This is a genomic window from Arthrobacter sp. D3-16, from assembly GCF_054408515.1.
The window spans coordinates 4,076,159-4,096,676 of sequence record NZ_CP096437.1 but is presented as its reverse complement, the minus strand read 5'-3'; the positions used below and the strand labels follow the sequence as shown (position 1 = coordinate 4,096,676).

Annotated in this window: 14 protein-coding genes, 4 rRNA genes and 1 pseudogene; 17 read left to right on the top strand and 2 right to left on the bottom strand. The window is 61.1% G+C overall.

Going from position 1 to position 20,518, the window contains the following annotated elements:
* Positions 1-158: 158 nt before the first annotated feature.
* Entirely contained in the window at positions 159-845 is a 687-nt protein-coding gene (locus tag M1D32_RS19100) for a hypothetical protein (RefSeq protein ID WP_458780170.1), read from the top strand.
* 48 nt (positions 846-893) lie between these two features.
* On the opposite strand, the gene M1D32_RS19095 is transcribed toward M1D32_RS19100, so the two are convergent.
* Positions 894-1,388, bottom strand: coding sequence for an FBP domain-containing protein (locus tag M1D32_RS19095; protein WP_458780169.1), 495 nt, complete (start codon positions 1,386-1,388; stop codon positions 894-896).
* A 359-nt stretch (positions 1,389-1,747) separates the two neighbouring features.
* Between M1D32_RS19095 and M1D32_RS19090 the strand changes: the two genes are divergently transcribed.
* The 6 genes from M1D32_RS19090 (at position 1,748) to M1D32_RS19065 (ending at position 7,988) form a co-directional block, all read left to right on the top strand.
* Entirely contained in the window at positions 1,748-2,839 is a 1,092-nt protein-coding gene (locus M1D32_RS19090) for an iron-siderophore ABC transporter substrate-binding protein (protein ID WP_458780168.1), read from the top strand.
* A gap of 10 nt (positions 2,840-2,849) precedes the next feature.
* Complete coding sequence (locus M1D32_RS19085; protein WP_458780167.1) at positions 2,850-3,941, top strand: FecCD family ABC transporter permease; 1,092 nt, start codon at positions 2,850-2,852, stop codon at positions 3,939-3,941.
* 83 nt (positions 3,942-4,024) lie between these two features.
* Positions 4,025-5,071, top strand: coding sequence for a FecCD family ABC transporter permease (locus M1D32_RS19080; RefSeq protein WP_458782236.1), 1,047 nt, complete (start codon positions 4,025-4,027; stop codon positions 5,069-5,071).
* A 1-nt stretch (position 5,072) separates the two neighbouring features.
* On the top strand, positions 5,073-5,888 hold the full coding sequence (locus M1D32_RS19075) for an ABC transporter ATP-binding protein (RefSeq protein WP_458780166.1): 816 nt from the start codon (positions 5,073-5,075) through the stop codon (positions 5,886-5,888).
* Positions 5,885-6,931 carry a siderophore-interacting protein gene (locus M1D32_RS19070; RefSeq protein WP_458780165.1) on the top strand — a complete coding sequence of 349 codons (1,047 nt, stop codon included), beginning with the start codon at positions 5,885-5,887 and terminating at the stop codon, positions 6,929-6,931. Before M1D32_RS19075 ends, M1D32_RS19070 begins: the two co-directional genes overlap by 4 nt.
* Positions 6,932-7,142: 211 nt before the next feature.
* Positions 7,143-7,988: an SGNH/GDSL hydrolase family protein gene (locus M1D32_RS19065; protein ID WP_458780164.1), complete on the top strand. Its 846-nt coding sequence runs from the start codon at positions 7,143-7,145 to the stop codon at positions 7,986-7,988.
* On the opposite strand, the gene M1D32_RS19060 is transcribed toward M1D32_RS19065, so the two are convergent.
* On the bottom strand, positions 7,985-8,272 hold the full coding sequence (locus M1D32_RS19060; RefSeq protein WP_458780163.1) for a YciI family protein: 288 nt from the start codon (positions 8,270-8,272) through the stop codon (positions 7,985-7,987). The two genes, M1D32_RS19065 and M1D32_RS19060, sit on opposite strands and share 4 nt — an antisense overlap.
* 70 nt (positions 8,273-8,342) lie before the next feature.
* Here M1D32_RS19060 and M1D32_RS19055 point away from each other — a divergent pair, with 70 nt between their 5' ends.
* The 10 genes and pseudogenes from M1D32_RS19055 to M1D32_RS19010 all read left to right on the top strand — a co-directional run bounded on the left by M1D32_RS19055 (position 8,343) and on the right by M1D32_RS19010 (position 20,418).
* A complete protein-coding gene (locus M1D32_RS19055) occupies positions 8,343-8,822 on the top strand; it encodes a MarR family winged helix-turn-helix transcriptional regulator (RefSeq protein WP_458780162.1) in 480 nt (159 codons plus the stop codon).
* A 50-nt stretch (positions 8,823-8,872) separates the two neighbouring features.
* Positions 8,873-9,634 carry an SGNH/GDSL hydrolase family protein gene (locus M1D32_RS19050; protein ID WP_458780161.1) on the top strand — a complete coding sequence of 254 codons (762 nt, stop codon included), beginning with the start codon at positions 8,873-8,875 and terminating at the stop codon, positions 9,632-9,634.
* A gap of 254 nt (positions 9,635-9,888) precedes the next feature.
* Positions 9,889-10,125, top strand: coding sequence for a 50S ribosomal protein L28 (gene rpmB, locus M1D32_RS19045; RefSeq protein WP_003798559.1), 237 nt, complete (start codon positions 9,889-9,891; stop codon positions 10,123-10,125).
* Positions 10,125-10,292: a 50S ribosomal protein L33 gene (rpmG, locus tag M1D32_RS19040; protein ID WP_013602737.1), complete on the top strand. Its 168-nt coding sequence runs from the start codon at positions 10,125-10,127 to the stop codon at positions 10,290-10,292. The genes rpmB and rpmG overlap by 1 nt, the downstream gene beginning before the upstream one ends.
* Before the next feature lie 3 nt (positions 10,293-10,295).
* Positions 10,296-10,601, top strand: coding sequence for a 30S ribosomal protein S14 (gene rpsN / locus M1D32_RS19035; RefSeq protein ID WP_163166363.1), 306 nt, complete (start codon positions 10,296-10,298; stop codon positions 10,599-10,601).
* A gap of 639 nt (positions 10,602-11,240) precedes the next feature.
* Positions 11,241-12,765: ribosomal RNA gene (locus tag M1D32_RS19030) — 16S ribosomal RNA — on the top strand.
* Positions 12,766-13,300: 535 nt separating this feature from the next.
* Positions 13,301-16,426: ribosomal RNA gene (locus M1D32_RS19025) — 23S ribosomal RNA — on the top strand.
* A gap of 239 nt (positions 16,427-16,665) precedes the next feature.
* A 5S ribosomal RNA gene (gene rrf / locus M1D32_RS19020) occupies positions 16,666-16,782 on the top strand.
* Together the 16S, 23S and 5S rRNA genes form the textbook arrangement of a ribosomal RNA operon.
* 478 nt (positions 16,783-17,260) lie before the next feature.
* Positions 17,261-17,842 (top strand): annotated as a pseudogene (locus tag M1D32_RS19015) (dihydrofolate reductase family protein).
* Between the two features lie 1,051 nt (positions 17,843-18,893).
* Positions 18,894-20,418, top strand: a 16S ribosomal RNA gene (locus M1D32_RS19010).
* Positions 20,419-20,518 lie beyond the last annotated feature (100 nt).

Sequence of the window (20,518 nt, the reverse complement as noted above, 5' to 3'; positions counted from 1 at the left end):
GATATATTTCCGGGGAGCTAGTGAAGGGCGTTGTCCCGGTGCCATGCTGGTCGGCATCAAACATTCGCCGTCGTCCTTCCGCCGGGCAGTTGTGGAACGCTGGGGCCTGCCTCTGACGCCTGATGAGTTTGACGGCCTTCCCTTGAAAGGCACCACAAATGCGCCCAGCACGCCGCGCCGCCACCTCCATGGCGCTCACCGCCGTCGCAGCCCTCACCCTCGCCGGCTGTGCGGCCGGCAGCACTGCCCGGGACGGCGGTTCCTCCACCAGCCCTGCCGCCGAGGCAGTCACGCCGAGTCCCCCTGCAGCGATCGTTCCCGCCGCTACCTCTTCTTCCGTTCCCAAGGGGCCGGTGACCTTTACCTTCCCCGACGGCCGGCTATCTTTTGCCCACCCGGAGGGCTGGCGCGTGAAGCATGAACAGGTTTCGGCGTCCCCGGCAGTGGAGACGGCCACCGTCTACGATGCCACCGGCAACGAGCAGATCAACATCTACTACAGCCAGGTCGGTGACGCCACAGGTGGCAATGTCTCCAGGTTCATACTCGAGACGGACCCTGTGCCGGGATTGATCGGGGCTGCGGTTCCCACGCCCAGTTCATCGTTCTATGTTGATCACGCTTTTGGCACTGCTACTTACCGCATGGGGCTCACGGCAGGGTCGCCGGTCTCGCCGGACGGGCAGGTGCAATACGGGCTCATCAAGCTCGGTGACCGCATTCTGACCGCGGACGTGCTGTTCACGGGCCAGCCGTTCGCGAACGACGACGCGGCGAAAGAGTGGTACTGGGGTGGCGAGGGCCGGGAGCTGAAGGCCGTGCTCATGAGCTTTTCCTACCGCTGACCAGCAACAAGAGGAACCCTCCCCGCCGGGGAGGGTTCCTCTTTGCTGTTATTTGGCCCGCACCCGTGCGAGGAACTGGGCAGTCCGGTCCTGCAGGCCCTGGATCTGCCGCAGCACCACGGCCGCCGGGTCCGGATTGATTTCATTGGCCGGCGGTTCCTTCCGCACGTTGCCGCAACAGAGGAAATCGGCGCAGATCAGCGTGCCGACGGTATTGCCGTCGCGGCCGGCCTGTCCGGCGCGCTTCGCCACCCACAGGAGCACGTCCTCCTTGGAAAACACGTCCCGGCACAGCTCGCAGAGTACTGAGCGGTTTTTCCGGGCGCCGCCTTCGGGCGCGCGCAGCATGATTCCGGTGAGGCCTTTGGACTCTGGAACCACCAGATAGCCGCGGAGGGGCATCTTTTCGTCCCGCCACCCCAGGAAGTCAAGGCTCTCCCAGTCGAGGGAGTTGAAATCCTTGGGGAGGGTGAGCTTGGCAGCTTCGGAGCGGCTGGCATTGATGAACGATGATCGGATGTGTTGGGGCGTGACTGATTGCACTGGCTGAACTTTCATAAGAGCTGGAACCCGAAAAGGGTTAAGGAAACGTGGGGTCAGTCATTCCCCGCGGAGCAGGCCGCAACGGCCGCCCCGCTTTCCATGGCAGCGCTGGCCGGGATGGCCTTCTGCGTGCACATCTGTCCCTGTTCTCCCCATGTGAGTCCGTTTGAGTCCGGGGGTCCAGCCGTTGACTCTGGCAGGGACATCCTGCCAAACCGCATCTTCTCTGTCCAAAGCCATTCGGCCCGGAAGAAGTGTGGCGTTCGTCACGAAGGGGAATAAGCTACAGAAACCTTGCGTAATGCGCAGGAGGGTAGGCTAGCCTTACTTAAGTTCGCTTCATTCACTTAAGGAGTTCCGTGACTTCCCCCCTTTTCTCCGGGCCCAGGGCCACCCGCCGCACGCTGTTCAAGTCAGCCGGCAAGGCCACGGCCGTCCTGGCCGCCGCGGCGCTCACCCTCTCCGCCTGCTCCACAGGCCCCGCCTCCTCCACCACCGACGCCAGCGCTTCCAGCTCCAGCAGCTCGCAGTTCCCCGTGACCATCGAGCACGTCTTCGGCGAAACCATCATCGAAAAGCAGCCCACGCGTGTTGCCACCGTCTCATGGGTCAATGACGACGTCGCCATCGCCCTGGGCATTGTGCCGGTAGGCGTTCCCAAGAATGAATGGGGCGGCAACGACCAGGGCTCCACCCCCTGGAAGGATGCAGCACTGGAAGACCTCGGCGCCGGCTTCGGCTCCGACAAGGCTCCTGCCCAGTACTCCGAAGCTGACGGCATCAACTTCACCGAGATCGCCAAGCTCACCCCGGACGTCATCCTGGCCGCCTACTCGGGCCTCACCGAGGAGGACTACAAGAAGCTCAGTGAGATCGCGCCCGTCGTGGCCCACCCTGAGCTTGCTTACGGAACCTCCTGGCAGGACTCCACCTCCATCATCGGCAAAGCCCTCGGCAAAGACGCCGAAGCCACCAAGCTGATCTCGGACACCGAGGCCACCATCAAGGAGAAGGTTGCCAAGTACCCGCAGATTGAGGGCAAGAGCTTTATTTACGGGAACCTCGAACCCGCCAAGGGCGATGGCGTCAATGTCTATACCGCCAATGACAACCGCCCCCGCTTCCTCTCGGAAATCGGCATGAAGCTGGCTCCGGTGGTCGAAGACAACTCCAAGGGCTCCAAGGAATTCTTCATCCCGTGGTCCGCGGAAAAGGCCAACGAGCTTCAGTCAGACGTGTTCGTGACCTGGGTTCCGGACGCCTCCACCACCGACGCCATCAAGTCGGATCCGCTGCTCAGCCAGATCCCGGCCATCAAGAACGGGGCCCTGGTTGCCGACTCGGACAACACCCTGACGCTGTCCATCTCCGCGGCTTCCCCGCTGAGCCTGCCGTGGTCGCTGGACACGTTCCTGCCGCAGTTGGCCGCCGCTGCGGACACAGTGAAGTAAGCACCTTTCCATGACGCACAGTACGACGACGGCTGCCCCCGGGCAGGGAGGTGCCGGCACCTCAGTGCCGGCACAAGGACCTGGTGGTCCCTCCCGCGGCCGCGCTTTCGGGGGGAAGCGCGCCGCCTGGCTGCTGGCCGCCGTCGTCGTGCTTGCAGTTTTGGCCGGGGCGTCGCTCGCCATCGGCGCCAGGGGACTGTCCCTGGGCACTGTGTGGCAGGCGCTCACCACATTTGATTCCGCCAACGGCGACCACGCCGTGGTGCATGCCCGTATCCCGCGGACCGTCCTTGGCATCCTCGCCGGGGGAGCCCTCGGCCTTGCGGGCGCAGCGATGCAGGGTGTGGCGCGCAATCCGCTGGCCGATCCCGGCATTATGGGCGTGAATGCCGGGGCCGCCCTGGCTGTGGTGACAGGTATCTACGTTTTTGGTGTTGCCACGTTCTCCGGCTACATCTGGTTCGCATTCGTCGGGGCAGCTGTTGCCGCCGTCGTCGTCTACCTCATCGCTTCCCTGGGCAGGGACGGTGCCACCCCGGTGAAGCTCGCCCTGGCAGGCGCAGCGCTGAATGCCGGACTGTTCTCGCTCATGAACGTCATCCTTGTCTCCAGCCAGGACACCCTGGACAGGTTCCGCTTCTGGCAGGTGGGCGGCGTGGCAGGACGGGACTGGTCCGTAGTGCTGCCCGGCCTGCCATTCCTCGCCGCCGGGGCGCTGATCGTGCTGCTGACCGGCCGTATCCTCAACAGCCTGGCGCTCGGCGACGACATTGCCCGTGGCCTCGGCCAGCGCGTAGGCCTGGTCCGGGGCATCACCGCCCTCGGAATTGTGCTGCTGTGTGGTTCAGCCACCGCGCTGGCCGGCCCTATTGGTTTTGTTGGCTTGGTCATCCCGCATGCTGTCCGTTTCCTCACAGGCCCGGACTACCGCTGGATCCTGCCGTTCTCGCTGGTGCTGGCACCGGTGCTGCTCCTCGGCGCGGACATCATCGGCCGCGTGGTGCTCCTGCCGGGCGAAGTTCCGGCCGGCATCATGACCGCCCTTATCGGGGCGCCGGTTTTCGTCTGGCTTATCCGCCGGGGCAAGGGGGCAGGACTGTGACTCTCGCCCAGGACAGGAAACCCACTGAAAAACCCGATGCGCTATCAGTTACGGCTGCCAAAGCCGGGTCCAAGGGACCAAAGGTGATAGGGCAACGCAGGGGGAGGCAGCTGCTGAACCGGACCGCCCTCCTGGCAGCCGCCGTCGTGATCCTGTTCGCTGTTTCCATCCTGCTGGGCAGCTACACGGTCACCGTCCCGGACTTCTTCAAGATCCTCTTCGCGCACCTGACCGGCGGAGAGAAGATCCCTGGCGCAAGCTTCATCGTGATGGAGAACAAGCTGCCGCGGGCTGTCATCGGCACCATGATCGGCCTTGCGTTCGGCCTGGCCGGTGCCCTGTTCCAGACCATGCTCCGCAACCCGCTGGCGAGCCCTGACATCATCGGCATCAGCTACGGCGCGAGTGCTGCCGCGGTGGTGTCCATCGTGGTCTTCGGTGCCACCGGGGCAGCGGTCTCCGGTGCTGCGCTTGGTGGCGCGCTCGGCGTGGCCGCCATCATCTACGCGATCTCCAGCGGCGGCGCGATGCGCGGCACCAACCGTGGCGATGCCGCTGGCAACCGCCTTATCCTGGCGGGCGTAGGAATCGCCGCTGCCCTGCACGCCGTGGTGAACTTCCTGATGACCCGTGCGGATATCCGCACCGCCGCGGACGTCCTCGTCTGGCTCAACGGATCACTGAATTCCGCCAACTGGGACCGGGCCGGCGTGCTTGCCCTTTGCCTCGCCGTCCTGATCCCGGCGGTGGGTGCCATCGCCGGGCCGCTGCGCATCCTGGAACTTGGTCCCGACGCCGCCGCCGGACTTGGCATCCAGGTAGGTGCCACCCGCCTGGCGCTGGTGGTCATTGCGGTGTCGCTGGCGGCAGTGGCGACGGCGGCGGCCGGGCCAGTCTCTTTCGTCGCATTCCTCGCAGGGCCCATCGCCCGGCGCTTCACCGGCAAAGCCAGCCTCCCGGCGTCGGCAATGGTTGGCGCCGTGATTGTCCTCGCCGCGGATTACGTCGCCGCCAACCTTGCCCCCGTGCTGCTGGACGGCACGGTCCTGCCGGTGGGTGTCATCACCGGCGCACTTGGCGCCCCGTTCCTGCTGTGGCTCCTGGTCACGGCCAACCGAAAGGATGCCTGACGTGGCAGTTCTTAACGCCAAGGACCTAACGCTGAAGTACGATCAGCGCTGCGTCGTGGACGGGCTGACGGCCGAGATTCCCGAAGGCCAGGTGACCATGATCGTGGGGGCCAACGCCTGCGGAAAGTCCACCCTCCTCCGGGGACTGTCCCGGCTCCTGAAACCCGCGGCCGGCGCCGTGACCTTGGACGGCAAGGACATCCACTCACGCCCGGCGCGGGAACTGGCCCGTATTCTTGGCCTGCTGCCACAGCACCCCACCGCCCCCGACGGCATCCTGGTCCGCGATTTGGTGGGCCGCGGCCGGTACCCGCACCAGGGTTTCTTCCGCAGCTGGAGCGAAAAGGACGACGCCGCGGTGCAGCGCGCGCTGGAAGCCACCGAAACGCTGGCCCTCGCGGAGAGGAACGTGGACGAACTCTCGGGCGGGCAGCGGCAGCGGGTCTGGATTGCCATGGCGCTGGCCCAGGAAACCGACGTCCTGCTGCTGGACGAGCCCACTACCTACCTGGACCTTGCCCACCAGGTGGAAGTCCTGGATCTGGTGACTGACCTGAACCGGCAGCGCGGCACCACCGTGGCCATCGTCCTGCACGACCTGAACCTGGCCGCCCGCTACGCAGACAACGTGATCGCCATGAAGGGCGGCGCGGTGGTGGCAGTAGGCACGCCGCAGGACGTGGTCACCGAAGGGCTGGTCCGCACCGTCTTCGGCCTTGAGTCGCGCGTCATCCCGGACCCCGTCTCCGGAACCCCCCTGATTATCCCGATCGGCCGACACCACGTCCCCGCCAACGAACTGGAGCTCGTTTCATGAAGACCCGCGATATTGCCGCCGCCTCCACCGAGCCGATGACCCTGGCGTTCGAGGTCACTGTCTCCTCAGTGCAGGAACTCAGCCCCAACTTCCGCAGGATCACGTTTGGCGGGTACTCGCTGCGGGACTTCGGCGTCAACGGGGACACCCTCGACCTCCGGATCAAACTCATGATCCCGTCCCTCGCCGCGGACGGCACGGAACTTCCCCTGCCGGCATTCGAAATGAGCCACGCCGGCTGGTACCGCGAATGGCTGGCCATGGACCCCACGGTGCGCGGCTCCATGCGCACCTACACCGTCCGCCATGCCCGCCTGGACACCGTGTACCCGGAGATCGACGTCGACTTCGTGATGCACTTCGACAGCCAGGGCAACGGCGGGCCTGCCGCCAACTGGGCCCTCAATGCCAAGCCCGGTGATGCCATCACCCTTATCGGCCCGAACAACCGCGCCGCACAGTGCCTGACGGCGGAGGCCTACGGCGGCATCGAATGGCGGCCCGGACTGGCGCAGCGCATTCTCCTCGCCGGCGATGAGACGGCCGTCCCTGCCATCTCCGCCATCCTGGAAAGCCTGCCCGAATACATGACCGGACACGCCTTCCTGGAGGTCCCCGAAGCAGGCGACTTCCTCGAACTTTCCTCGCCAGCCGACATCGAGGTCACGTGGCTGGCGCGGGGCGCCGCAATTGGACGGTCCCGGCCGCACGGCGAGCTGCTCCAGGAAGCGGTCCGCAAGGCGGTTCCGGTCCCCGGCTGGGTGGCCATCAAAGCCGCTGACGGCGCCGCTGGACCGGAGCCGGAGGACGTCAACGTGGACGTGGACATCCTCTGGGAGACTCCCCAGCGGATGGAGACGGCCGACATCCAGGCCACCAAAAACCCCGACATGCCCGCCGGCGCCATGCCGTTCTACGCCTGGATCGCCGGCGAAGCTGCGGTGATCAAGGACATGCGGCGGTACCTTGTCCGCGACGTTGGGATCGACCGGAAGCAGGTTGCCTTCATGGGGTACTGGCGGCAGGGTAAAGCCGAGGGGTAAGCCTCCCTGGGATTGGGCTGGGTGGGCCGGTTGCGTCATTTTGCCGTCGCTTAGACACCTCCTTGCGCTCCATTGCGGCCGCGGGCGGCCTTCACTTCGCTCCAGTCGGCGATGCGCTCCTACCCAAAACAACGCACCCGGCCCTGCCTCGCTTACCTGAGCTTCACCTTGGCTTTCCCTGCTCTCTTTCTGTGGGGGTTACGTTGGCTTGGTGCGTTCTGAACCTTTGCTTCCTGATTCCGGGCGGCGGGTGTTTGTTGCTCTTGGAGACTCTTTTACTGAGGGTGTCGGAGACCGGGACGAGCGGTTGCCCAACGGCGTCCGGGGCTGGGCGGACCGGGTGGCGGAGAAACTGGCGAAGGCGCAGCCGGGATGGCGATACGCGAACCTGGCGATCAGGAGCAAGCGGCTTCGGCACGTCATTGGCGAGCAGCTGGAGCCTGCGCTGGCGATGCGGCCCACCCTGGTCACGCTCTACGCCGGCGGCAACGACATCCTGGACCTGAAAACGGATATGGCCGTGCTCATGGACGACTATGAAAAGCTTGTGGCGCAATTGGCGGCTACGGGCGCCACCCTGGTGCTCTTTACCGGCTTCGATGTGAAAGTTTCCGCCCTCCTCGAGCCGTTAAAGAAGCGCAACAACTTTTACAACCAACAAGTCCGTGCCATCGCAGCCAAGTACGGAGCCGTGCTGGTGGACTACTGGTGCCTGGACGCCTTCCATGACCGCCGGATGTGGGACTCGGACCGGCTCCACATGTCCAAGGCCGGGCACAAGTACTTGGCGGGCCAGGTGCTGGACCAGTTGGGAGTGCCGCACAAGATCCGGCTCAAGGACTGGGAACCGCCGCCAAAGCTCAGCCTCCGGGAGTGGGAGCAGCACCAGCGGCGCTGGATCCACGACTGGGTCCTGCCGCTGTTCGGTCGGAAGTTGCGCGGCGTCACGCTGGGTGACCAGCTCACGCCGCGGTGGCCGGAACCGGTAAAGGTGCCGCGAAAGGGCGGCCTGAAAAAGATCGCCGCCATGTCCCGGGCGGGTAACGCTTGGCCCTAACTGTCCAGCAGGTTCTCAAAGCCCGATGCCACTCTGGCGGCGTGGAACTCCACCACTTCGAAGTCGGCAACGCCATTCGAATAGAACGGGTCCTGTGCCAGGCTGGCGTCCAGCGTGGCGCGGTCTGCCCTGGAGAGCAACATCCCGCCCGTCCGCGGGACCTTGCGCCCTGCGGCAATGAACACGCCGTCGTCGAAAGCCTTCTTCAGCCAGGCGATGTGGGCGTCGTTGTGGAAGTCCACGATGTCCTGGGGTACCCGGTAAGTCAGTGAGACAACATACATGCGCCCAGCCTACCGGCCGGCCCTGCCGCTACTTGAAGGATCAACCGCTGTCTTCTCGTAGAATGGGCATATGACCGAACCCCGCTGGCTCACCGCCGACGAACGCCGTGCCTGGCTGGCCCTGGTAAGCATCAATACCCTCCTGCCGGCGGCCCTCGACACGAAGCTCCATGCAGCGGGGAAGCTGTCCCTTTTCGACTACACGGTCCTGGCCATGCTGTCTGAGGCAGAAGAGCGGTTCCTGCCGATGAGTGAGCTCGCCGCGCGCAGCAGTGCTTCGTTGTCGCGGCTTTCGCATGTGGTGACCAAACTGCAGAAGCGGGGGTGGGTGGAGCGGCGTCCGCACCCGCACGACGCCCGCGTCACCACGGCCCATCTCACTGAAGAAGGCATGGCGACGATCGTCGGCCTGGCCCCCGGTCATGTCGAAACCGTTAGGGACCTGTTCCTGGACGCCTTGACGGAACAGGACGTGCAGGATCTGGCGCGTATCGGCGAGAAGGTGGTTGGCCGGCTGGACGCCGACCACTGGATCCTGCGGGAAAGCTAGACGTTCACCCATGGTTGGTTGCTCCCAGCAACTGATGGCAAACTAGCCGAATGGATTTCACGACCCGCTACGTGGCCCTTGGTGACTCCTTCACCGAAGGTGTGGGCGACGACGACCCCACCCGCCCCAATGGTGTCCGAGGCTGGGCAGACCGGGTGGCCGAGCAGTTGGGAGCCGCTGACCCCGGCTTCGGCTACGCCAACCTCGCTATCCGCGGAAAAAAGCTTCGCCAGATCCTGGCTGAGCAGGTGGATGCCGCCGTCGAACTTAAACCCACCCTGGTGAGCGTTTATGCGGGTGCCAACGACATCCTGCGCCCGAGGATCGACATCGACAACCTCCTGGTGGAGTACGACGACGCCATCGCCAAGCTGCGCGCGGCCGGCGCCGCCGTGGTCATGTTCACCGGCTTCGACGCCAGGGGTTCGAAGGTCTTCAGTACGACGCGCGGACGGACGGCCATCTACAACGAACTGGTCCGCGGCATCGCCGGCGACCACGGCGCATTGCTGGTGGACTACTGGCGCTTCAGTGAGTACTACGACTGGGGAATGTGGGCGCAGGACCGGATGCATATGTCTGCCGCCGGCCATGCCAACATGGCCAAGCGCGTGCTGGACGTGCTGGAACATGACCACTCCATCGACGTCCCGCCCATGACCCCCGTCCCGGAGCTCAGTGGCGTGGATGCCATCCGCGCAAACGCCCGCTGGTTCCGAGAGTATGCGGGCCCATGGGTTGTCCGGCGCGTCACCGGGAGGTCCTCGGGTGATGGCTTGAAGCCAAAGTATCCCCAGCTCACCCGGCTCTAGCCACCGGCCCTCCTTATACACCCTTCGGGGCCGGATTGGTCTTTAATTGCGGGAACTCGTAGACTTGGTAGGCGCTAAGTGCGCGGAGCGTGCGCAATTGCTCCGGTTGTCCGGTAATTTCTCCAGGGCGGCCGGTAGTTAGGGGCTCAAGTTGCGCGACTAACCGTTGCCCTTCTTCATTTTTGGGTCGCCCTTAGCAGCATGGTCCAGCAGCAGATATGCGGATCATTACTTTCAATTCTTGAGGAGAAGTCATGGCAGCACACTGCCAAGTGACCGGAGCCGAGCCGGGCTTTGGGCACAGCATTTCGCACTCGCACCGCCGCAACAAGCGTCGGTTCGATCCGAACATTCAGAAGAAGCGCTACTGGGTTCCGTCCCTGCGCCGTAATGTCACGCTGCAGGTTTCTGCAAAGGGCATCAAGACCATCGACGTACGCGGCATCGACGTTGTCGTCGCCGACATTCTCGCTCGTGGGGTGAAGCTCTAGTGGCCAAGGACAAGGACGTACGTCCGATCATCAAGCTCAAGTCGACCGCGGGCACGGGTTACACCTACGTAACCCGCAAGAACCGTCGTAACGATCCGGACCGCATGGTCCTGAAGAAGTACGACCCCAAGATCCGCCAGCACGTCGAATTCCGAGAGGAGCGCTAAACCATGGCTAAGAAGTCCAAGATTGCTCGCAACGAGCAGCGCAAGGTCATCGTTGAGCGTTACGCTGCAAAGCGCCTCGAGCTGAAGAAGACCCTGGTTGACGAAAATGCAACCGACGAAGCACGCGAAGCAGCCCGCCTGGGTCTGCAGAAGCTTCCCCGCAACGCGTCCCCGATCCGTCTGCGTAACCGCGACATCATCGACGGACGTCCCCGCGGTACCCTCCAGAAGTTCGGCATCTCCCGTGTCCGCTTCCGCGACATGGCCCACAAGGGCGAACTCCCGGGCATCACCAAGTCTTCCTGGTAATCCAGCTCCGCTGATACCAGCTGCTTGAGAAAGAGCCGGCAACCTTACGGTTGCCGGCTCTTTCTGTTTTAAGCCTCCAAGGCTGTGGTGCACGGCATACAAGGAAAGTACGACGCCGGGCGGAGGGCTTGGGGGCCCACGGCCGGTTTTGCCGCGGGATGACGCGGAACAGGGCCGCCGGGGGGTGGATTTGCGGTGCCGGGGGTGGGGGTGTATTGTTTTCTAAGTCGCCGCGAGGGGAACAGCGAAGAGCTGGTTACCGCGGGCGGCCAAAACCCCCAAAAATTGATGCCTTTTCTGGTAGGTCTTTCGAGGACCTCTGGTAGGGGTGGGGGCGGTTTCCCGCTGGTGTGGGTCCTGGAACATGGATTTGCGTCGGGGCGGGTGATCGGGTAAGTTTGAAAAGTTGCTCCGGAGCGATCCTGAACCGTTTGGTTGGGTGGTGCCGGGTGTGTCTGTTGTTTGAGAACTCAATAGTGTGCCAAGTTTGTTGATACCGATTTGTTTTATGAATTGGTTGAATTTGCCGGGCTGCCCGCCCCTGTGGGTGGTCTGGTTTTTACAGCTGGTTTCAAATTTTGTGCGGCCTTTTGGTCCCGTTTTCCCGGGGCTGGGGGTTGTGTCTGTTTTTGTTTTACTTCAACGGAGAGTTTGATCCTGGCTCAGGATGAACGCTGGCGGCGTGCTTAACACATGCAAGTCGAACGATGATCCCCAGCTTGCTGGGGGGATTAGTGGCGAACGGGTGAGTAACACGTGAGTAACCTGCCCTTAACTCTGGGATAAGCCTGGGAAACTGGGTCTAATACCGGATATGACTCCTCATCGCATGGTGGGGGGTGGAAAGCTTTTTGTGGTTTTGGATGGACTCGCGGCCTATCAGCTTGTTGGTGAGGTAATGGCTTACCAAGGCGACGACGGGTAGCCGGCCTGAGAGGGTGACCGGCCACACTGGGACTGAGACACGGCCCAGACTCCTACGGGAGGCAGCAGTGGGGAATATTGCACAATGGGCGCAAGCCTGATGCAGCGACGCCGCGTGAGGGATGACGGCCTTCGGGTTGTAAACCTCTTTCAGTAGGGAAGAAGCGAAAGTGACGGTACCTGCAGAAGAAGCGCCGGCTAACTACGTGCCAGCAGCCGCGGTAATACGTAGGGCGCAAGCGTTATCCGGAATTATTGGGCGTAAAGAGCTCGTAGGCGGTTTGTCGCGTCTGCCGTGAAAGTCCGGGGCTCAACTCCGGATCTGCGGTGGGTACGGGCAGACTAGAGTGATGTAGGGGAGACTGGAATTCCTGGTGTAGCGGTGAAATGCGCAGATATCAGGAGGAACACCGATGGCGAAGGCAGGTCTCTGGGCATTAACTGACGCTGAGGAGCGAAAGCATGGGGAGCGAACAGGATTAGATACCCTGGTAGTCCATGCCGTAAACGTTGGGCACTAGGTGTGGGGGACATTCCACGTTTTCCGCGCCGTAGCTAACGCATTAAGTGCCCCGCCTGGGGAGTACGGCCGCAAGGCTAAAACTCAAAGGAATTGACGGGGGCCCGCACAAGCGGCGGAGCATGCGGATTAATTCGATGCAACGCGAAGAACCTTACCAAGGCTTGACATGAACCGGTAAGACCTGGAAACAGGTCCCCCGCTTGCGGTCGGTTTACAGGTGGTGCATGGTTGTCGTCAGCTCGTGTCGTGAGATGTTGGGTTAAGTCCCGCAACGAGCGCAACCCTCGTTCTATGTTGCCAGCACGTGATGGTGGGGACTCATAGGAGACTGCCGGGGTCAACTCGGAGGAAGGTGGGGACGACGTCAAATCATCATGCCCCTTATGTCTTGGGCTTCACGCATGCTACAATGGCCGGTACAAAGGGTTGCGATACTGTGAGGTGGAGCTAATCCCAAAAAGCCGGTCTCAGTTCGGATTGGGGTCTGCAACTCGACCCCATGAAGTCGGAGTCGCTAGTAATCGCAGATCAGCAACGCTGCGGTGAATACGTTCCCGGGCCTTGTACACACCGCCCGTCAAGTCACGAAAGTTGGTAACACCCGAAGCCGGTGGCCTAACCCCTTGTGGGAGGGAGCTGTCGAAGGTGGGACTGGCGATTGGGACTAAGTCGTAACAAGGTAGCCGTACCGGAAGGTGCGGCTGGATCACCTCCTTTCTAAGGAGCACCTACAGACCTGTTCATGCCGCGTATGTGGTGGTGGGGGTTTGTCAGGAGTATATGCCCGTTGCGCAGACGCAAGTTCTGCGGCGGGTGCTCATGGGTGGAATATCAACGAATAGGTGCCTGGTGGCACGGGCCGGCTTGTTAGTACGGACGCTCGTGAGTGTCCAGGAAAGCTTGCCGGATCGTTTCTGCCGGGTAGTGTTTGGCACACTGTTGGGTCCTGAGGCAACAGGGCTGTGGACTGGTCCCCGTGTGGGGTTGGTTTGCGGGTTTGTTTGTTTCTGGTTTCCTGGCTGCACCGATTACACGGTTGTTCTTCGCTTTTGGCGGGGGTTGTGTGGGGTGTGTGGTTTGGGGTTGTTGTTTGAGAACTACATAGTGGACGCGAGCATCTTTTATAAGAAGCAATTTCCAAGAATATGAACCTGGATCTGGCTGCGCGTGATGATGGCCCTCTTTTTGGGGGTGGTTGTTGGGTGTGGTTGGTTTTCGTGGTTCTCTCGAAAATTACTGATTGATCTTTTGTGGTCAAGTTTTTAAGAGCACACGGTGGATGCCTTGGCATTAGGAGCCGAAGAAGGACGTAGGAATCTGCGATAAGCCTGGGGGAGTCGATAACCGGACTGTGATCCCAGGGTGTCCGAATGGGGAAACCCCGCCAGACGCGCGAGTGATCTGGTGACCCGCATCTGAACACATAGGGTGCGTGGAGGGAACGCGGGGAAGTGAAACATCTCAGTACCCGCAGGAAGAGAAAACAATAGTGATTCCGTTAGTAGTGGCGAGCGAACGCGGATCAGGCTAAACCGTTCCATGTGTGATAGCCGGCGGGCGTTGCATGGTCGGGGTTGTGGGACTTTCCATACCAATTCTGCCGGGTTGGTGGGGTGTGATGTGCAGGCATAGGTGAACGGTCTTGAAAGGCCGGCCAGAGAGGGTGTGAGCCCCGTAACCGAAATGTTGTGTACCGCCCGGATGAGTATCCCAAGTAGCACGGGGCCCGAGAAATCCCGTGTGAATCTGTCAGGACCACCTGATAAGCCTAAATACTCCCTAATGACCGATAGCGGACCAGTACCGTGAGGGAAAGGTGAAAAGTACCCCGGGAGGGGAGTGAAACAGTACCTGAAACCGTGTGCTTACAATCCGTCGGAGCAGCCTTGTAGTTGTGACGGCGTGCCTTTTGAAGAATGAGCCTGCGAGTTAGTGTTACGTCGCGAGGTTAACCCGTGTGGGGAAGCCGTAGCGAAAGCGAGTCTGAATAGGGCGTTGCAGTGGCGTGATCTAGACCCGAAGCGAAGTGATCTACCCATGGCCAGGTTGAAGCGACGGTAAGACGTCGTGGAGGACCGAACCCACTTCAGTTGAAAATGGAGGGGATGAGCTGTGGGTAGGGGTGAAAGGCCAATCAAACTTCGTGATAGCTGGTTCTCCCCGAAATGCATTTAGGTGCAGCGTTGCGTGTTTCTTACCGGAGGTAGAGCTACTGGATGGCTAATGGGCCCTACAAGGTTACTGACGTCAGCCAAACTCCGAATGCCGGTAAGTGAGAGCGCAGCAGTGAGACTGTGGGGGATAAGCTTCATAGTCGAGAGGGAAACAGCCCAGACCACCAACTAAGGCCCCTAAGCGTGTGCTAAGTGGGAAAGGATGTGGAGTTGCGAAGACAACCAGGAGGTTGGCTTAGAAGCAGCCATCCTTAAAAGAGTGCGTAATAGCTCACTGGTCAAGTGATTCCGCGCCGACAATGTAGCGGGGCTCAAGTACACCGCCGAAGTTGTGGCATTCAGATATTAGCTAAGCCCTTGTGGTTCAGGCGTCTGGATGGGTAGGGGAGCGTCGTGTGGGCAGTGAAGTCGCGGTGTAAACCAGCGGTGGAGCCTACACGAGTGAGAATGCAGGCATGAGTAGCGAAAGACGGGTGAGAAACCCGTCCGCCGAATGATCAAGGGTTCCAGGGTCAAGCTAATCTGCCCTGGGTAAGTCGGGACCTAAGGCGAGGCCGACAGGCGTAGTCGATGGACAACGGGTTGATATTCCCGTACCGGCGAAAAACCGCCCATGCTGAACAGGGGATACTAACTGCCCGAGACCTGCCTGACACCCCTTGTGGGTGAAGGGTTTTGGTGGAGCGCAGGACCTGATCCTGGGAGGCAAGCGTATTAACAGGTGTGACGCAGGAAGGTAGCCAAGCCGGGCGATGGTTGTCCCGGTCTAAGGATGTAGGGCGAACGGTAGGCAAATCCGCTGTTCATGATGCCTGAGATCTGATGGGACCCCCGTTTGGGGGGATTTGGTGATCCTATGCTGCCGAGAAAAGCATCGACGCGAGGTTTTAGCCGCCCGTACCCCAAACCGACACAGGTGATCAGGTAGAGAATACTAAGGCGATCGAGAGAATTATGGTTAAGGAACTCGGCAAAATGCCCCCGTAACTTCGGGAGAAGGGGGGCCCCAACCTTGATGGAACCATGCGTTCCGGAGGGGATCGGGGCCGCAGAGACCAGGGGGAAGCGACTGTTTACTAAAAACACAGGTCCGTGCGAAGTCGCAAGACGATGTATACGGACTGACTCCTGCCCGGTGCTGGAAGGTTAAGAGGACCGGTTAGCCGCAAGGCGAAGCTGAGAATTTAAGCCCCAGTAAACGGCGGTGGTAACTATAACCATCCTAAGGTAGCGAAATTCCTTGTCGGGTAAGTTCCGACCTGCACGAATGGAGTAACGACTTCCCCGCTGTCTCAACCATAAACTCGGCGAAATTGCAGTACGAGTAAAGATGCTCGTTACGCGCAGCAGGACGGAAAGACCCCGAGACCTTTACTATAGTTTGGTATTGGTGTTCGGAGTGGCTTGTGTAGGATAGGTGGGAGACGTTGAAGCCCGGACGCCAGTTCGGGTGGAGTCATCGTTGAAATACCACTCTGGTCACTTTGGACATCTAACTTCGGCCCGTAATCCGGGTCAGGGACAGTGCCTGATGGGTAGTTTAACTGGGGCGGTTGCCTCCTAAAAAGTAACGGAGGCGCCCAAAGGTTCCCTCAGCCTGGTTGGCAATCAGGTGTCGAGTGTAAGTGCACAAGGGAGCTTGACTGTGAGAGAGACATCTCGAGCAGGGACGAAAGTCGGGACTAGTGATCCGGCGGTACATTGTGGAATGGCCGTCGCTCAACGGATAAAAGGTACCTCGGGGATAACAGGCTGATCTTGCCCAAGAGTCCATATCGACGGCATGGTTTGGCACCTCGATGTCGGCTCGTCGCATCCTGGGGCTGGAGTAGGTCCCAAGGGTTGGGCTGTTCGCCCATTAAAGCGGTACGCGAGCTGGGTTTAGAACGTCGTGAGACAGTTCGGTCCCTATCCGCTGCGCGCGCAGGAAATTTGAGAAGGGCTGTCCTTAGTACGAGAGGACCGGGACGGACGAACCTCTGGTGTGTCAGTTGTACTGCCAAGTGCACCGCTGATTAGCTACGTTCGGATGGGATAACCGCTGAAAGCATCTAAGCGGGAAGCTCGCTTCAAGATGAGATTTCCATACACCTTGTGTGTGAGAGGCCCCCAGCCAGACCACTGGGTTGATAGGCCGGATGTGGAAGCGAGGACTAACGACTCGTGAAGCTGACCGGTACTAATAGGCCGATAACTTACACCACACACCCTCTTCGTGAACGGATTCAAAAGACGTTCACACCTGAAGCAGGGTAAAAAGATAACAAGACTGCTTGCGTCCACTATGTGGTTCCCGAACAACAAACCAAACCGGTACGTTGTCCAGGGAACAAACCACAATTGAATAACAACACCACACTGCCCTGATACGGCAGAAGCAATTGTTGTAACCACACGAGATTTCCCACACCACCCCCAAGGGGCTGGTGCCGGGTAAAAGGGTTACGGCGGTCATAGCGTGGGGGAAACGCCCGGTCCCATTCCGAACCCGGAAGCTAAGACCCACAGCGCCGATGGTACTGCACCCGGGAGGGTGTGGGAGAGTAGGTCACCGCCGGACATAAATTAGAGCAGGGCCCTGACAAACGACGTCAGGGCCCTGCCGCATTTAACAGACACAACGCCCAGGACACACACGCAAGCGCCTGGTGGGCGAACCCCGCCGCCAGCACCGCCGTCGAACGCCCCCCAAACCGCCGGCCCACCACTACGAAAGCGGCTCTTCCTACCTGAGACGACGGTGAGAGACAGCCCGCCGCCGACGCCGTCGGCGCTGCTCATCGTCAACCTGGGCAGCCGGTCGACTGGGGCGATCTTGCCGGCGGCGCGGACTACTTCGAGTAGACCCCCTTCAGCCCCGGGTCCCGAGCGTTCACCGCGCTCACCCCGACCCGGTACGTCGCAGTCCGGCGGAGGTTCTGCGCAAACATCCCGGCCACGCGGTTGCACGGCTGGCCGCTGCCGGCCGATCATTCTTCAGTAGAGCGACCGCTCGCGAGACGCTAATGTGGGGGCACCCCAAAGCCGAGGAGAGACCCGTGGGCAAAGTGGTCATGTACAGCTCGGTGTCGGTGGACGGTTTCATCGCGGACGAGAATTATTAGCCCGGACTGCTGTTCGACTGGTTGACCAACGGTGACGTCCCGTTGGACGAGAGCGGCGAGGTGAAGGTGTCGCAGCCTTCCTACGACTACACCCGGCCGTACTGGGACCAGATCGGGGTGACACTCTGCGGCCGCCACGTCTTCGACCTGACGGATGGCTGGGACGGGAATCCTCCGAGCGGGATCGACCACATGGTCGTCGTGACGCACCGGCCGCAGCCCAAGGGCTGGGACCTCGACGCGCCGTTTCATTTCGTCGACGGCGTCGAGGCAGCCATGGCCAAGGCACAAGAGCTTGCGGGTGACCGCATCGTTGAGGTCGCCGCTGGTGACGTCGGTGGCCAGATGCTTGCCGCCGGCCTGGTGGAGGAGGTGCGCATGGATGTCGTACCCGTCGTGTTCGGGTCCGGCAAGCGCTACTTCGGGTCGGTCCACGCACAGCGCCGGTTGGAGGATCCCGACGTGGTGATTCAGGGCAACCGGGTGCTTCACCTCCGCTATCGGGTGCGCCGCTGACCGATCTGAGCGGGTACACGACGGAGCCCACTGCGAACGGTGACACAAGATCCGGCCGCCGGCTGCGTTTGCGCAACCGCTGTCCCCCGGAACTGGCGCGCCAGCCAACATTCAGCCGGCGACGTTGAAGTAAGCCAGGAACGCCTCGCGCCACTGCTTGAGTGTCTTCGCGAGCCGCTTAAACCCCTGGACCGGGCAGGTAGGCGGCGACGCGAGGAGCTTCTCCGTGGTAAGCAGGCCCTCGCCCCGGGGTCTTGCACCTGTAGACCGAGCGGACTTGTTGGACCTACAGCCAGGCGGCGAGCACTTCGTCGTGGCGTTCGTCGGCAACGATCGTGCTGTCGGGCCGGGCCTGTTGGTTGATTTCTCTGCCAAAGGGGAGGGGCTTCTGCAGCCGCGATCGGCCGGCCGCGTTTCGAACTTTCCAACCCCCGCTGCGGTGAAGCTGGATCTTCGGGGTCCGGCATTGAAGATTGCGTAAGTGTGATCGGGTCCATATCGTGTCTTTCCTGGTGGGGAAGGTGGGTGCGGGCCACCATCCCCGGATACTTCCTTGTGTTGGCGGGGTTTGTGAGGGCCTTCGGGTGGGCCGGGGGGTGGATTTGCGGTGCCGGGGGTGGGGGTGTATTGTTTTCTAAGTCGCCGCGAGGGGAACAGCGAAGAGCTGGTTACCGCGGGCGGCCAAAACCCCCAAAAATTGATGCCTTTTCTGGTAGGTCTTTCGAGGACCTCTGGTAGGGGTGGGGGCGGTTTCCCGCTGGTGTGGGTCCTGGAACATGGATTTGCGTCGGGGCGGGTGATCGGGTAAGTTTGAAAAGTTGCTCCGGAGCGATCCTGAACCGTTTGGTTGGGTGGTGCCGGGTGTGTCTGTTGTTTGAGAACTCAATAGTGTGCCAAGTTTGTTGATACCGATTTGTTTTATGAATTGGTTGAATTTGCCGGGCTGCCCGCCCCTGTGGGTGGTCTGGTTTTTACAGCTGGTTTCAAATTTTGTGCGGCCTTTTGGTCCCGTTTTCCCGGGGCTGGGGGTTGTGTCTGTTTTTGTTTTACTTCAACGGAGAGTTTGATCCTGGCTCAGGATGAACGCTGGCGGCGTGCTTAACACATGCAAGTCGAACGATGATCCCCAGCTTGCTGGGGGGATTAGTGGCGAACGGGTGAGTAACACGTGAGTAACCTGCCCTTAACTCTGGGATAAGCCTGGGAAACTGGGTCTAATACCGGATATGACTCCTCATCGCATGGTGGGGGGTGGAAAGCTTTTTGTGGTTTTGGATGGACTCGCGGCCTATCAGCTTGTTGGTGAGGTAATGGCTTACCAAGGCGACGACGGGTAGCCGGCCTGAGAGGGTGACCGGCCACACTGGGACTGAGACACGGCCCAGACTCCTACGGGAGGCAGCAGTGGGGAATATTGCACAATGGGCGCAAGCCTGATGCAGCGACGCCGCGTGAGGGATGACGGCCTTCGGGTTGTAAACCTCTTTCAGTAGGGAAGAAGCGAAAGTGACGGTACCTGCAGAAGAAGCGCCGGCTAACTACGTGCCAGCAGCCGCGGTAATACGTAGGGCGCAAGCGTTATCCGGAATTATTGGGCGTAAAGAGCTCGTAGGCGGTTTGTCGCGTCTGCCGTGAAAGTCCGGGGCTCAACTCCGGATCTGCGGTGGGTACGGGCAGACTAGAGTGATGTAGGGGAGACTGGAATTCCTGGTGTAGCGGTGAAATGCGCAGATATCAGGAGGAACACCGATGGCGAAGGCAGGTCTCTGGGCATTAACTGACGCTGAGGAGCGAAAGCATGGGGAGCGAACAGGATTAGATACCCTGGTAGTCCATGCCGTAAACGTTGGGCACTAGGTGTGGGGGACATTCCACGTTTTCCGCGCCGTAGCTAACGCATTAAGTGCCCCGCCTGGGGAGTACGGCCGCAAGGCTAAAACTCAAAGGAATTGACGGGGGCCCGCACAAGCGGCGGAGCATGCGGATTAATTCGATGCAACGCGAAGAACCTTACCAAGGCTTGACATGAACCGGTAAGACCTGGAAACAGGTCCCCCGCTTGCGGTCGGTTTACAGGTGGTGCATGGTTGTCGTCAGCTCGTGTCGTGAGATGTTGGGTTAAGTCCCGCAACGAGCGCAACCCTCGTTCTATGTTGCCAGCACGTGATGGTGGGGACTCATAGGAGACTGCCGGGGTCAACTCGGAGGAAGGTGGGGACGACGTCAAATCATCATGCCCCTTATGTCTTGGGCTTCACGCATGCTACAATGGCCGGTACAAAGGGTTGCGATACTGTGAGGTGGAGCTAATCCCAAAAAGCCGGTCTCAGTTCGGATTGGGGTCTGCAACTCGACCCCATGAAGTCGGAGTCGCTAGTAATCGCAGATCAGCAACGCTGCGGTGAATACGTTCCCGGGCCTTGTACACACCGCCCGTCAAGTCACGAAAGTTGGTAACACCCGAAGCCGGTGGCCTAACCCCTTGTGGGAGGGAGCTGTCGAAGGTGGGACTGGCGATTGGGACTAAGTCGTAACAAGGTAGCCGTACCGGAAGGTGCGGCTGGATCACCTCCTTTCTAAGGAGCACCTACAGACCTGTTCATGCCGCGTATGTGGTGGTGGGGGTTTGTCAGGAGTATATGCCCGTTGCGCAGACGCAAGTTCTGCGGCGGGTGC